The organism is Streptomyces sp. NPDC053541, assembly GCF_044544705.1.
Lineage (GTDB): Bacteria > Actinomycetota > Actinomycetes > Streptomycetales > Streptomycetaceae > Streptomyces.
Genome location: NZ_JBITXM010000006.1, coordinates 114,816 through 128,519 on the forward strand (window position 1 = coordinate 114,816; position 13,704 = coordinate 128,519).

General features: G+C 71.5%; 13 protein-coding genes. 5 read left to right on the forward strand and 8 right to left on the reverse strand.

Annotated elements, in window-relative coordinates:
• Positions 1–5 precede the first annotated feature (5 nt).
• From ACIGW2_RS16995 to ACIGW2_RS17015, 5 genes are all read right to left on the reverse strand, one after another.
• Entirely contained in the window at positions 6–323 is a 318-nt protein-coding gene (locus ACIGW2_RS16995) for a bifunctional 3-phenylpropionate/cinnamic acid dioxygenase ferredoxin subunit (protein WP_356062606.1), read from the reverse strand.
• Positions 323–1,501, reverse strand: a complete 1,179-nt coding sequence (sufD, locus tag ACIGW2_RS17000) for a Fe-S cluster assembly protein SufD (protein WP_361588616.1) — start codon at positions 1,499–1,501, stop codon at positions 323–325. The genes ACIGW2_RS16995 and sufD overlap by 1 nt, the downstream gene beginning before the upstream one ends.
• Before the next feature lie 64 nt (positions 1,502–1,565).
• A complete protein-coding gene (gene sufB / locus ACIGW2_RS17005; RefSeq protein ID WP_356062601.1) occupies positions 1,566–2,981 on the reverse strand; it encodes a Fe-S cluster assembly protein SufB in 1,416 nt (471 codons plus the stop codon).
• Entirely contained in the window at positions 2,978–3,706 is a 729-nt protein-coding gene (locus ACIGW2_RS17010) for a metalloregulator ArsR/SmtB family transcription factor (RefSeq protein ID WP_361588618.1), read from the reverse strand. Before ACIGW2_RS17010 ends, sufB begins: the two co-directional genes overlap by 4 nt.
• A gap of 166 nt (positions 3,707–3,872) precedes the next feature.
• Complete coding sequence (locus ACIGW2_RS17015; protein ID WP_399844260.1) at positions 3,873–4,628, reverse strand: DUF72 domain-containing protein; 756 nt, start codon at positions 4,626–4,628, stop codon at positions 3,873–3,875.
• Between the two features lie 57 nt (positions 4,629–4,685).
• On the opposite strand from ACIGW2_RS17015, the gene ACIGW2_RS17020 reads away from it, so the two are divergent.
• The 3 genes from ACIGW2_RS17020 to ACIGW2_RS17030 all read left to right on the forward strand — a co-directional run bounded on the left by ACIGW2_RS17020 (position 4,686) and on the right by ACIGW2_RS17030 (position 7,564).
• Positions 4,686–5,621, forward strand: coding sequence for an ABC transporter ATP-binding protein (locus ACIGW2_RS17020; protein ID WP_399844262.1), 936 nt, complete (start codon positions 4,686–4,688; stop codon positions 5,619–5,621).
• Between the two features lie 88 nt (positions 5,622–5,709).
• On the forward strand, positions 5,710–6,486 hold the full coding sequence (locus ACIGW2_RS17025; RefSeq protein ID WP_391655266.1) for an ABC transporter permease: 777 nt from the start codon (positions 5,710–5,712) through the stop codon (positions 6,484–6,486).
• Between the two features lie 109 nt (positions 6,487–6,595).
• Positions 6,596–7,564: a COX15/CtaA family protein gene (locus tag ACIGW2_RS17030; protein ID WP_356062588.1), complete on the forward strand. Its 969-nt coding sequence runs from the start codon at positions 6,596–6,598 to the stop codon at positions 7,562–7,564.
• Position 7,565: 1 nt separating this feature from the next.
• Here the strand turns inward: ACIGW2_RS17030 and ACIGW2_RS17035 are convergent, their stop codons facing one another.
• The 3 genes from ACIGW2_RS17035 to ACIGW2_RS17045 all read right to left on the reverse strand — a co-directional run bounded on the left by ACIGW2_RS17035 (position 7,566) and on the right by ACIGW2_RS17045 (position 10,104).
• On the reverse strand, positions 7,566–8,645 hold the full coding sequence (locus tag ACIGW2_RS17035; protein ID WP_391655265.1) for an amidohydrolase: 1,080 nt from the start codon (positions 8,643–8,645) through the stop codon (positions 7,566–7,568).
• Positions 8,646–8,732: 87 nt separating this feature from the next.
• Entirely contained in the window at positions 8,733–9,053 is a 321-nt protein-coding gene (locus ACIGW2_RS17040; protein ID WP_361588627.1) for a hypothetical protein, read from the reverse strand.
• A 103-nt stretch (positions 9,054–9,156) separates the two neighbouring features.
• Entirely contained in the window at positions 9,157–10,104 is a 948-nt protein-coding gene (locus ACIGW2_RS17045; protein ID WP_391655264.1) for a heme o synthase, read from the reverse strand.
• A 354-nt stretch (positions 10,105–10,458) separates the two neighbouring features.
• Here ACIGW2_RS17045 and tkt point away from each other — a divergent pair, with 354 nt between their 5' ends.
• The gene (tkt, locus tag ACIGW2_RS17050) at positions 10,459–12,546 is read left to right on the forward strand and encodes a transketolase (RefSeq protein WP_361588631.1); all 2,088 of its coding nucleotides are present in this window, start codon (positions 10,459–10,461) and stop codon (positions 12,544–12,546) included.
• A gap of 36 nt (positions 12,547–12,582) precedes the next feature.
• Positions 12,583–13,701 carry a transaldolase gene (tal, locus tag ACIGW2_RS17055; RefSeq protein ID WP_361588633.1) on the forward strand — a complete coding sequence of 373 codons (1,119 nt, stop codon included), beginning with the start codon at positions 12,583–12,585 and terminating at the stop codon, positions 13,699–13,701.
• Positions 13,702–13,704: the final 3 nt, after the last annotated feature.

Here is a 13,704-nt window from a genome sequence, read left to right on the forward strand (position 1 = left end):
GTGACTCAGGACTCCTGGGTGACGGAGACGAGCACATCGTCCCCTTCGATCTTTACGGGGTATACGGGGACGGGGCGCGTCGCGGGAAGGCCGGACGGCTTGCCGGTGCGGAGGTCGAAGCTGGAACCGTGGAGCCAGCACTCGATGGCGCAGTCCTCGACCTCGCCCTCGGAGAGCGAGACGTTCGCGTGCGAGCAGATGTCGTTGATCGCGAACACCTCGCCGTCGGTGCGGACGACGGACACCGGCGTGCCGTCGACCTCGACCCGCTTGGGCGTGTCGGTCTCCAGCTCGCTCAGCGCGCAGACGCGGACGAAGGCCATCAGACGGAAGCCTCCAGCTCGGCCTCGATCTTGGCGATCAGGCGCTCCTCGACGTCCGGCAGGCCGATCTGCTGGACCAGCTCGGCGAAGAAGCCGCGGACGACCAGGCGGCGGGCCTCGGTCTCCGGGATGCCGCGGGCCATCAGGTAGAACAGCTGCTCGTCGTCGAAGCGGCCGGTGGCGGAGGCGTGGCCGGCGCCGGCGATCTCGCCGGTCTCGATCTCCAGGTTCGGCACGGAGTCGACCCGGGCGCCGTCGGTGAGGACGAGGTTCCGGTTGAGCTCGTAGGTGTCGGTGCCCTCGGCGGCGGCCTGGATGAGCACGTCGCCGATCCACACCGCGTGCGCGTCCTGGCCCTGCAGCGCGCCCTTGTAGGCCACGTTGGACTTGCAGTGCGGGGTGTTGTGGTCGACCAGCAGGCGGTGCTCCTGGTGCTGGCCGGCGTCGGTGAAGTAGAGGCCGAAGAGCTCGGCCTCGCCGCCGGGGCCGGAGTACTCGACGCGCGGGTGGATGCGCACCAGGTCGCCGCCGAAGGTCACCACGACCGACTTGAAGGAGGCGTCGCGGCCGAGCAGCGCGTTGTGCTGGGCGACGTGGACGGCCTTCTCGTCCCAGTCCTGGACGGAGACCACGGTGAGCTTGGCGCCGTCGCCGAGCACGTAGTCGACGTTGGCGGCGAGCACCGCGTCGCCGGTGTGGTCGAGGACGACCAGGGCCTCGGCGAAGGCGCCGAGCTCGATCACCTGGTGGCCGAAGGCGACGCCGCCCTCGCCGTGCACGGCGATCCGGATCGGCTCGGTGAGCACGGCCTCCTTGGGCACGCTGACGACCGAGGCCTTCTCGAAGGAGGAGTACGCCTGGGCGGCGACCCGGTCGACCGGCTTGGCCTTGCCGAGGCGGGCGTCGTCCCGGCCGACGGTCTCCACGGTGACGCCCTCGGGGGCCTCGATCTCGACGCGGACGCCCTCGCCGGTGGCGACGGCGGTGCCGTCGTGCAGGCCGCGCAGGCGCTCCAGCGGGGTGAAGCGCCACTCCTCCTCGCGGCCGTGCGGGATCGGGAAGTCCGCGACGTCGAAGGACGGCGGGGCGCTCATGCGCGTGGCGACGGTGGACTCGGCGGCCACCGCGATCGAGCCGGCGGTGGTGGAGCCCGCCGGGATGTTCTGGGCGTCAGCCATGGCTGTCGTGTTGCTCTCTTCCTGCGTAAGAAATCGGTCGCTGCGGTACGGAGGGGCGGGGCGCTTAGCCGACCGCGCCTTCCATCTGCAGCTCGATCAGCCGGTTCAGCTCCAGCGCGTACTCCATGGGCAGCTCCTTGGCGATCGGCTCGACGAAGCCGCGCACGATCATCGCCATGGCCTCCTGCTCGGTCAGGCCGCGCTGCATCAGGTAGAAGAGCTGGTCCTCGGAGACCTTGGAGACGGTGGCCTCGTGGCCCATGGTGACGTCGTCCTCGCGGACGTCCACGTAGGGGTACGTGTCCGAGCGGGAGATCGTGTCCACGAGCAGCGCGTCGCACAGCACGTTGGACTTGGCGCCGGGGGCGCCCTCGCCGATCTCGATCAGACCGCGGTAGGAGGTGCGGCCGCCGCCTCGGGCCACCGACTTCGAGACGATGCTCGACGAGGTGTTCGGGGCCATGTGGACCATCTTGGCGCCGGCGTCCTGGTGCTGGCCCTCGCCCGCGAAGGCGATGGACAGGGTCTCGCCCTTGGCGTGCTCGCCCATCAGGTAGACGGCCGGGTACTTCATGGTGACCTTGGAGCCGATGTTGCCGTCGACCCACTCCATGGTGGCGCCCTCGTAGGCGACGGCGCGCTTGGTCACCAGGTTGTAGACGTTGTTCGACCAGTTCTGGATGGTCGTGTAGCGGCAGCGGCCGCCCTTCTTGACGATGATCTCGACCACGGCGCTGTGCAGCGAGTCCGAGGAGTAGATCGGGGCGGTGCAGCCCTCGACGTAGTGGACGTAGGCGTCCTCGTCGACGATGATCAGCGTCCGCTCGAACTGGCCCATGTTCTCCGTGTTGATGCGGAAGTAGGCCTGGAGCGGGATCTCCACGTGCACGCCCTTCGGCACGTAGATGAAGGAGCCGCCGGACCACACGGCCGTGTTCAGGGAGGCGAACTTGTTGTCGCCGACCGGGATGACGGTGCCGAAGTACTCCTTGAAGAGCTCCTCGTGCTCCTTCAGGGCCGTGTCGGTGTCGACGAAGATGACGCCCTGCTCCTCCAGGTCCTCGCGGATCTGGTGGTAGACGACCTCGGACTCGTACTGGGCGGCGACGCCGGCGACGAGGCGCTGCTTCTCCGCCTCCGGGATGCCGAGCTTGTCGTACGTGTTCTTGATGTCCTCCGGCAGGTCCTCCCAGGACTCGGCCTGCTTCTCGGTGGACCGCACGAAGTACTTGATGTTGTCGAAGTCGATGCCGGAGAGGTCGGAGCCCCAGGTCGGCATGGGCTTCTTGTCGAAGAGGCGCAGACCCTTCAGCCGGAGCTTCAGCATCCACTCGGGCTCGTTCTTCTTCGCCGAGATGTCGCGGACGACGTCCTCGGAGAGACCTCGCTGAGCGGCGGCACCGGCCGCGTCCGAGTCGGCCCAGCCGTACTCGTACCGACCCAGGCCCTCGAGCTCGGGGTGGCTGATCTCGGTGGTCATGCGGGGTTCCTCCCGGCCGTGCTTGCGGATGCTGTGGATGGAGTGGTCTGTGGGGTGCCGTGCGGGATGAAGGTCGTGCAGACGCCGTCACCATGCGCGATGGTGGCCAGGCGCTGGACGTGGGTCCCGAGGAGGCGGGAGAAGAACTCCGTCTCCGCCTCGCACAGCTGGGGGTACTGCTCGGCGACGTGGGCGACCGGGCAGTGGTGCTGGCAGAGCTGCTCGCCGACCGGCGCGTTGCGCGCAGTGGCAGCGTACCCGTCGGCCGTCAGCGCCCTGGCCAGGGCCTCGGTGCGCTCCTGGGGGTCCGCCGACTCGACGGCGGCGCGATAGGTCTCCGCCTGGGCCTCGATCCGGTCGCGCGCGAAGGCCGCGACGGCGGCCTCGCCTCCGGCGTTGCGCTCGATCCAGCGCAGGGCCTCGACGGCCAGCTTGTCGTAGGACTGGTCGAAGGCGTCCCGGCCGCAGTCGGTGAGCGCGAAGACCTTCGCGGGCCGGCCGCGGGTGCGGGCGCCGTAGACCCGCTTCTCGCGGGCCTCCACCACGTTGTCGCTCACCAGGGAGTCGAGGTGGCGGCGAACGGCGGCCTGGGTGAGGCCGAGGCGCTCGGCGAGGTCGGCGACGGTCGAGGGGCCGTGGTCCAGGATGGACCGCGCGACCCGGTTGCGCGTGGATCGCTCACCGGTCGCGAGTTCCTCCGTGGGAGCCTCTCCGACGTTTTTCACAACGCCATTGTTGCGTAATTAATCGGGGACTGACAAGCGAGGTCCGGGTGCACGACGGTGCGGTACGTCACGCAGGTAAGGCTTACCTGACCTGCGGAAACGATCATTCGTAGGACGAATCACGACCGGTCTGACCAGCGCTTTCCGCCCCCGCCCGGCCCTCCGCTCACCCCTTCGGGCGAAGCACCGGACGGCCCGTTCTCTCCACGAGGCGGAGGAAGGTTTCCGCGTTGCGGACCGCCGCGCCGCCCGGGTCGTTGTTGAAGAAGACGAAGACGTCCGCCCGCTCCGGCCAGGCCTCCGCGATCCGGTCCGCCCACCCGGACAGCGCCTTCCTGCCGTACGAGGGGAAGGGCCGCGCCCGGCCCTCGTGCAGCCGCAGATAACCCCAGTCCGCGGTCCGCCACAGCGGGGCCACCGGCCGCGAGCCCCGGTCCGCCCAGCACAGCGCCGCGCCCCGCCCGGCCAGCACCCCGGCCACCTCGTCCGTCCACCAGGACGGGTGCCGGAACTCCACCGCGAGCCGCGTCCCCTCCGGGAACCGGGCCAGCGCCGCGTCCAGCAGCTCCGGATCGGCCCGCAGGTTCGGCGGCAGCTGGAGCAGCACCGGCCCCAGCCGCGCGCCCAGCGCCTCCGCGCGGCCCATCAGCCGCGCCACCGGCTCGGCCGGCGCCTTCAGGCGCTTGATGTGGGTCAGATAGCGGCTCGCCTTCACCGCCATGACGAAGCCCTCGGGCGTCCGCTCCCGCCAGTCGGCGAACACGGACCGCTCCGGCAGCCGGTAGAAGGCGTTGTTGTTCTCCACCACCGCGAAGTTCCGGGCGTACTCCTCCAGCCAGCGCCGCTGCGGCACGCCCTCCGGGTAGAGCACGCCCCGCCAGTCCCGGTACTGCCAGCCCGAGGTCCCGACCAAGACCGTCATGTCCGGCCCGTACCCCGCCGGGACCGGGTCCACCGGCCAGTCCTTAGACTTCCCGGCATGCGAAACGAGTCCGTCGAGTCCGCCGTCCGGGTCCGGGGCCTGGCCAAGCGGTACGGGACGAAGACCGCCGTCGACGGCCTCGACCTGGACGTCCGGGCCGGCACCGTCACCGCCGTCCTCGGCCCCAACGGCGCCGGCAAGACCACCACCGTCGAGACCTGCGAGGGCTACCGGAGGCCGGACGCCGGCACCGTGCGCGTCCTCGGCCTCGACCCGGTCGCCGACGCCGCCGCCCTGCGCCCCCGGGTCGGCGTCATGCTCCAGTCCGGCGGCGTCTACTCCGGCGCCCGCGCCGACGAGATGCTGCGCCACATGGCGAAGCTGCACGCCCACCCGCTGGACGTGGACGCGCTCATCGAGCGCCTCGGCCTCGGCTCCTGCGGCCGCACCGGCTACCGGCGCCTGTCCGGCGGCCAGCAGCAGCGCCTCTCCCTCGCCATGGCCGTCGTCGGCCGCCCCGAGCTGGTCTTCCTCGACGAGCCGACCGCCGGCCTCGACCCGCAGGCCCGCCGCGCCACCTGGGACCTGGTCCGCGAGCTGCGCGCCGACGGCGTGACCGTCGTGCTCACCACCCACTTCATGGACGAGGCCGAGGAGCTCGCCGACGACGTCGCCATCATCGACGCCGGCCGGGTCGTCGCCCAGGGCAGCCCGGAGGAGCTGTGCCGCGGCGGCGCCGAGAACACCCTGCGCTTCACCGGCCGCCCCGGCCTCGACCTCGGCTCCCTCCTCAAGGCCCTCCCCGACGGCACCCAGGCCGGCGAGCCCACCCCCGGCGCCTACCGCCTCACCGGCACCGTCGACCCCCAGCTGCTCGCCACCGTCACCAGCTGGTGCGCCCAGCACGGCGTGCTGCCGGACCGGATCTCGGTCGAGCGCCACACCCTCGAAGACGTCTTTCTTGAGCTCACGGGCAAGGAGCTGAGGTCATGATGCCGGGCCACACGGACGAGAGCCGGGGGTCCGGGGGTTGTCCCCCGGAAAAGCACAGCCTGGAACCGACCGGCAAGGAGCTGCGCGGATGAGCACGGCCACAGGTACGGGTACGTACGCGCCGAGGCCCGGGGCCGCGCCCGTCGGGCGGATGATCGCCGCGCAGGCCGCCCTGGAGACCCGGATGCTGCTGCGCAACGGCGAGCAGCTGCTCCTCACGGTGATCATCCCCTCCCTCCTCCTCGTGCTGTTCTCGACGGTCGACATCGTCGACACCGGCGCGGGCGAGGCCGTCGACTTCCTCGCCCCGGGCGTCCTCGCGCTCGCCGTGATGTCCACCGCCTTCACCGGACAGGCCATCGCGACCGGCTTCGAGCGCCGTTACGGGGTGCTCAAGCGGCTCGGCGCCTCGCCGCTGCCGCGCTGGGCACTGATGACCGCCAAGACGCTGTCCGTCCTGGTCACCGAGGTGCTCCAGGTGGTGCTGCTCACGGCGATCGCCCTCGGGCTCGGCTGGTCGCCACACGGCAACCCGCTGGCCGTCCTCGCGCTCCTGGTCCTCGGCACCGCCGCGTTCTCCGGGCTCGGCCTGCTGATGGCCGGCACCCTGAAGGCCGAGGCCACCCTGGCCGCCGCGAACCTGGTCTTCCTGCTGCTGCTGGTCGGCGGCGGCGTGATGGTGCCGCTGGAGAAGTTCGGCGCGGCCGGCGACGTGCTCGCGCTGCTGCCCATCTCGGCGCTCTCCGACGGCCTGCGGGACGTCCTCCAGCACGGCTCCGGCATGCCCTGGGGCGACGCCCTGATCCTGGCCGTGTGGGCGGTCCTCGGGCTCGGCGCGGCGGCGCGGTTCTTCCGCTGGGAGTGAGGGGCGCGGGGGCGCCCTCGGTAGCGGTGCGGTGACGGTACGGGGCGACTCGCCCCGTAACCACCCTCTCGTACCCCCTCGTGAAAACACGCACAAGCCCCGTCCTACGATGGTGCCCGTGCAGACCCCCCTCGCCTTCATCGCCCAGCGCTGGACCCCGTCCCCCCGGACGCTCCGGCGTGCCGCGCTCTCCGCCGTCGTGATGAGCGTGGTCATCATCGTCACCGGCGGCGCGGTCCGGCTGACCGGCTCCGGCCTCGGCTGCGACACCTGGCCGAAGTGCACCGACGACAGCCTGATCGTCACGGCGGAGCAGGGCTTCCACGGCTTCGTGGAGTTCGGCAACCGCATGCTGACGTACGTCCTGTCGGCGGCCGTCGGCTGGGCGATCGTCGCCGCGCGGGCCGCCAAGCCCCGGCGCCGCCCGCTCACCCGGCTCGGCTGGGCCCAGTTCTGGATCGTGATGAGCAACGCCGTGATCGGCGGCGTCACCGTGTGGATGGGCCTCAACCCGTGGACCGTGGCCGGCCACTTCCTGGCCGCGAACTCGCTGCTCACGGTCGCCGTGATCACCTGGCACCGGGCGGGCGAGGGCGATGCCGCGCCCAAGCCGCGGGTGCCGGGTCCGGTGCGCAAGCTGTCCTGGGCGATCGTCGTGGTCTCCGGGCTGCTGATCGCGCTGGGCACGACCGTCACCGGCGCGGGCAAGCACGCCGGTGACAGCAGCGACGTGCCGCGCATGCCGTGGGACTGGACGAACGCGGCCCACCTGCACGCCGTCGCCGCCTGGCTGGTCTGCGCGCTCGCGGTCGCCATGTGGCTGGTCCTGCGCGTGGTGGACGCCCCGGACGACACCCGGGCCCGCGCCCGTGACCTGCTGGTCGTGCTGCTCGCCCAGGGCGCGATCGGCTACGTGCAGTACTTCACCGGGGTGCCCGAGCTCCTGGTCGCCGCGCACATGCTCGGCTCGTCCCTGATGTGGATCGCGGTGCTGCGCCTCGCGCTGAGCCTGCGCGAGCGCCCGGTCGCCACCGCGGAGATCCCGGCGCAGCCGGACCCTCAGCTGGCGAGCGCGTAGCTCACCCGAGCCGGTAGACCCTGCGGGCGTTGCCCTCCGCGAGCATTCCGGCCACGCGCTGCGCGTCGGTACGGGACCAGGCGCCGTCGGCGACCCACTCGCCGAGCACCCGGGCGAGCGCCCCGCGGAACACCCCGGCGGCCACCACGTGCAGCTCGGGCAGGGCGCGGGCGCCGCTGGAGAAGAGCAGTTTGCCGAACGGGGCAAGCTCGAGGAACTCCGCCAGCACGGCCGCGGCCCGCGCGCCGGTGCGGGCCACCACCGGGCCCAGGTCGGCGTGGACGTGCGGGAAGTGGGCGGCGAGCCGGGCCGCCTGGCGGTGGTGCGGGTAGCTGTGCAGCAGCACCAGGTCGGTGCCGAGGCCGCCGGTCGCGGCGGCGAAGCCGGCCAGGGCGCTCGGGTCGCGGTCCCCCACGTGCAACTGGAGCGGGCGCCCCGCGCCCACCCCGGCCCACAGCAGATGGCGCAGCAGCACCGGGTCGTCCACCGGCCCGCCGGCCGCGCGCCGGGCCAGCCAGCGGCCGGCCGCGCCGCGCACCTCGCCCGGTCCGGGCGGCTCCGGGACGGCGGCGAGCCCGCCCCGTACCCCCGCCGTGGAGGAGAGGGCGACGGCGCCCGCGGCGGCCCCGTGGACCGCCTCGGAGAGGTTGGCGAGGAAGCCGTCGACGGTGCCGGAGGTGTCGGCGACCTGCTGGGCGAGCGGTTCGAGCCGGACGATCTCGTGCGCGGCGGCGGCGCCGGTGGCGGCGAGCTCGGCGGGGCCGGTGAGGTCGCCGGGCGGTCCGGTGTCGACGAGGTAGGTGCTGATGCCGGAGGCCCGCAGGAGGCGGCGGCCGGCCTCCAGGACGCCGAGTTCACGGCGCCGGGCCAGATACCGCGCGGGCGGGCAGTGCGGCTCCAGGCCGAGCAGCGGCGGGCACCAGCGGCGCACCGCGAAGCCGGTCTGGGTGTCGAAGAAGGTGGTGCCCGCGGCGGCCGGGGTGCCGGCCGGCGCGAGGTGGCTCTCGAAGGTGCCGAGGCCGAGCTCCGTACGGAGCACCCCGTGGCAGTACTGGTCGACCAGGCGGGGTGTGTCGATCATTCGGGGGGCTCCCACGTGTGGACGGGCTTCCACACGTCCTAACGGGTGAGCCCCGCGCAAGGTGTTGGCCGCGGGACCGCGGCGGCCTCAGCGGTTGGCCGGGCCGCCCAGCTGGATCCCGGCCATCCGGGTCCACTCGTACGGGCCGGTGACGACCTTGGCGGCGAACTCGCCGTCGAACTCCTCGTGGAGCGTGAGGCCGGCCTTCTCTGCGGCGGCCTCCGCGATCGCGTACGTCGGGGCCACCAGGTCGCCCCAGCCGCCGTCCTCGCCCACGAGGACGATCCGGGTGCCGGCCTGGCCGATGTGGGCGAGCTGTCCCTCGGCGCCGCCGTGCTTCCCGGCGAAGGCCTTGATCTCCTTGGCCAGCTTGGCCGCCCTGCGCTCCGCCTGCTTCGTGTCTGCCATGCCAAGGATGCTACTCGGGGGTAGATCACGTGGCGACGGCCGGGGCACGTGGCGTGGGCCACGCGCCCCGGCCGTCGACCGGGCTCATGAGGGTCCGTGCGGGCTAGCGCAGGAAGGGGTCCACCGCGACCGCCACGAAGAGCAGCGACACGTAGGTGATGGACCAGTGGAACAGGCGCATCTCCTTGAGCTTCGCGCCCGTCACCTCCGCCTTGGCGCGGTTGAGGAGGGCGTGCGCCTCCCACAGCCACCAGCCGCCGGTGGCCAGGGCCACGGCCGTGTAGAACCAGCCGGTGTAGCCCAGCGGGGTGAGCAGCAGGGAGACCGCCACCATGACCCAGCTGTAGACGACGATCTGCTTGGCGACGACCTTGTTGGAGGCGAGCACCGGGAGCATCGGCACGCCGGCGCGCGCGTAGTCGTCCTTCACCTTCATGGACAGCGGCCAGTAGTGCGGCGGCGTCCAGAAGAAGATGACGAGGAAGAGGATGATCGCGGCCCAGGACATCGAGTTGGTGACCGCGGACCAGCCGATGAGCACCGGCAGGCAGCCGGCGATGCCGCCCCAGACGATGTTCTGCGCGGTGCGCCGCTTCAGGATCATCGTGTAGACCACGACGTAGAAGAGGAGCGCGCCGAGCGACAGCGCCGCGGACAGCCAGTTGACGAGCAGGCCGAACCACAGCGTGGAGACGACCGCGAGGCTGAGGCCGAAGACCAGCCCCTCGCGCGGCGTGAGCGCGCCGGTCACCAGCGGGCGCTGGGAGGTGCGGTCCATCAGGGCGTCGATGTCGCGGTCGATGTACATGTTCAGCGCGTTCGCGCCGCCCGCGGAGAGGTAGCCGCCGAAGCAGGTGGCGAGCACCAGCCACAGGTCCGGCACGCCCTGCTCGGCGAGGAACATCACCGGAACGGTGGTGATGAGCAGCAGTTCGATGATCCGCGGCTTGGTCAGCGCCACGAATGCCTTGACGCGGGCCCCGAACGGCCGATGGCCCCCCGGGCTGGGAGTCAAGACGACCCCTGCGGGTCGGGACTCGACGGCCGTCACGCACACCCCTGACAGAGAAATTCCCAGCAAGCCCCTCGGTCGAGAACTCGGATGAGGACGAGGTAAAGGCTTGCGCGTACCACGCCACTGTAGACGTTGGCCATACGCCGGTCTTCGCGGGGGTGGGGTCGTGTTGGCGGGGCTCACCCCGGGGCGCGTCCCGGTGGGTGGACGCACCTGGTGGAACGGCTCGGGAGGCGAAGTCCCACGGGCGGCGGCAGTCTTGCCGTAAGCGCTCATTTGAGGGGCGTGGGCCCGAAAAGAGGGGCGTTTTTCGGGGGTAGGCTCGACAGCGCCGGGACACCCTCCGTCAGTCCCCGGCTACAGACATGTGGAGAGGAGCCCTGACTCAGGGTGAGCACTAAGCCGACCACCACAGACCTCGAATGGACCGAACGGGACCAGCGGGCCGTGGACACCGCCCGCATCCTGGCCGCCGACGCCGTACAGAAGGTCGGCAACGGCCATCCGGGCACGGCGATGAGCCTCGCGCCCGCCGCGTACACCCTCTTCCAGAAGGTGATGCGCCACGACCCCTCCGACCCGGAGTGGGTGGGCCGTGACCGCTTCGTCCTCTCCGCGGGGCACTCGTCCCTGACCCTGTACACGCAGCTGTACCTGGGCGGCTTCGGCCTCGAGCTGGACGACCTGAAGTCCTTCCGCACCTGGGGCTCGAAGACCCCGGGCCACCCGGAGTACGGCCACACGGCCGGCGTGGAGACGACGACCGGCCCGCTCGGCCAGGGCGTCGCCAACGCGGTGGGCATGGCGATGGCCGCCCGCTTCGAGCGCGGCCTGTTCGACCCGGAGGCGCCGAAGGGCACCTCCCCGTTCGACCACCACGTGTACGTGATCGCCGGCGACGGCTGCCTCCAGGAGGGCATCTCCGCCGAGGCGTCCTCGCTCGCGGGCCACCAGAAGCTCGGCAACCTGATCCTGCTGTGGGACGACAACCACATCTCGATCGAGGGCGACACCGAGACCGCCGTGTCCGAGGACACGATGAAGCGGTACGAGGCCTACGGCTGGCACGTGCAGCGCGTCGAGCCGAAGGCCGACGGCGACCTGGACCCGGTCGCGCTGTACGCGGCGATCAAGGCCGCCGAGGCCGAGACCGAGCGTCCGTCCTTCATCGCGATGCGCTCGATCATCGCCTGGCCCGCCCCGAACGCGCAGAACACCGAGGCCGCGCACGGCTCGGCGCTCGGCGACGAGGAGGTCGCGGCCACCAAGCGCGTCCTGGGCTTCGACCCGGAGCGGACCTTCGAGGTCTCCGACGAGGTCCTCGCGCACACCCGCGCGCTCGGCGACCGCGGCCGCGAGGCCCGCGCCGCCTGGGAGAAACAGCTGTCCGAGTGGCGCACCGCCAACCCGGAGCGGGCGGCCGAGTTCGACCGCATCCAGGCCAACGAGCTCCCGGCGGGCTGGGAGAAGGCCATCCCGGTCTTCGAGCCCGGCAAGGGCGTCGCGACGCGTGCCGCCTCGGGCAAGGTGCTGCAGGCGCTCGGCGCGGTGCTCCCGGAGCTGTGGGGCGGCTCGGCCGACCTGGCCGGCTCGAACAACACCACGATCGACAAGTCGTCCTCCTTCCTTCCGGAGGGCAACCCGCTGCCGGAGGCCGACCCGTACGGCCGCACGATCCACTTCGGCATCCGCGAGCACTCCATGGCCGCGGAGATGAACGGCATCGCGCTGCACGGCAACACCCGCGTCTACGGCGGCACCTTCCTGGTGTTCTCCGACTACATGCGCAACGCGGTGCGCCTGTCCGCGCTGATGCACCTGCCGGTGACGTACGTGTGGACGCACGACTCGATCGGCCTCGGCGAGGACGGCCCGACCCACCAGCCGGTGGAGCACCTGGCCTCGCTGCGCGCGATCCCGGGTCTGAACCTGGTCCGCCCGGCCGACGCCAACGAGACGGCGATCGCCTGGCGCGAGATCATGCGCCGCCACACCAAGGTGTTCGGCAAGGGCGCCCCGCACGGTCTGGCGCTGACCCGTCAGGGCGTGCCGACCTACGCGCCGAACGAGGACGCGGCCAAGGGCGGCTACGTGATGTTCGAGGCCGAGGGCGGTCCGGCGCAGCTGGTGCTGATCGCGACCGGTTCCGAGGTGCACCTGGCCGTGGAGGCCCGGGAGCAGCTGCAGGCCGCCGGCGTCCCGACCCGGGTGGTCTCGATGCCGTCGGTGGAGTGGTTCGAGGAGCAGGACCAGGAGTACAAGGACGCCGTGCTGCCGCCGTCGGTGAAGGCGCGTGTCGCGGTCGAGGCCGGCATCGGTCTGACCTGGCACAAGTACGTCGGTGACGCCGGCCGGATCGTCTCGCTGGAGCACTTCGGTGCCTCGGCGGACGCGAAGGTCCTGTTCCGTGAGTTCGGGTTCACGCCGGAGGCGGTCGTCGCCGCCGCGCGGGAATCTCTGGACGCCGTCGCGCGCTGACGCGCATACGTACGACTTATTGGAGATGCAATTCTCATGACAGACGCACTCAAGCGCCTCTCCGACGAAGGCGTCGCGATCTGGCTGGACGACCTCTCGCGTCAGCGGATCACGTCCGGCAACCTGGCCGAGCTGATCGACCAGAGCCACGTGGTGGGTGTCACCACCAACCCGTCCATCTTCCAGAAGGCGATCTCCGAGGGGCACGGCTACGACCAGCAGCTGGCCGACCTCGCCGCCCGCAAGGTGACCGTGGACGAGGCCATCCGCATGATCACGACGGCTGACGTGAGGGACGCCGCCGACATCCTGCGGCCGGTGTTCGACGCCACGCAGGGCCAGGACGGCCGGGTCTCCATCGAGGTCGACCCGCGGCTGGCCCACGACACGGCGGCCACGATCGCCGAGGCCAAGCAGCTGGCCTGGCTGGTGGACCGGCCGAACACGCTCATCAAGATCCCGGCCACCAAGGCGGGTCTGCCGGCGATCACCGAGGTCATCGGCCTCGGCATCAGCGTGAACGTGACGCTGATCTTCTCGCTGGAGCGCTACCGCGCGGTCATGGACGCCTACCTGGCCGGTCTGGAGAAGGCCCGCGAGCGCGGCCTCGACCTGTCGAAGATCCACTCGGTGGCGTCCTTCTTCGTGTCCCGCGTGGACACCGAGATCGACAAGCGCCTGGACGCCCTCGGCACCGACGAGGCCAAGGCCCTCAAGGGCAAGGCGGCCCTCGCCAACGCGCGGCTCGCCTACCAGGCGTACGAGGAGGTCTTCGGCTCCGAGCGCTGGGCGGCCCTGGACAAGGCGCAGGCCAACAAGCAGCGTCCGCTGTGGGCCTCGACCGGCGTGAAGGACCCGGCGTACAAGGACACCCTGTACGTGGTGGACCTGGTCGCCCCGGGCACCGTCAACACCATGCCGGAGGCGACCCTGGAGGCCACCGCCGACCACGGCGAGGTCACCGGCGACACCATCCACGGCACGTACGACGAGGCCCGCTCGCTCCTGGACGACGTGGCCGCGCTGGGCATCTCGTACGACGACGTCGTCCAGCTCCTGGAGGACGAGGGCGTCGACAAGTTCGAGGCGTCATGGAACGAGCTGCTCAAGTCGACCGAGGCGGAGCTGCAGCGCCTCGCACCTTCGGAGGCGTAACCA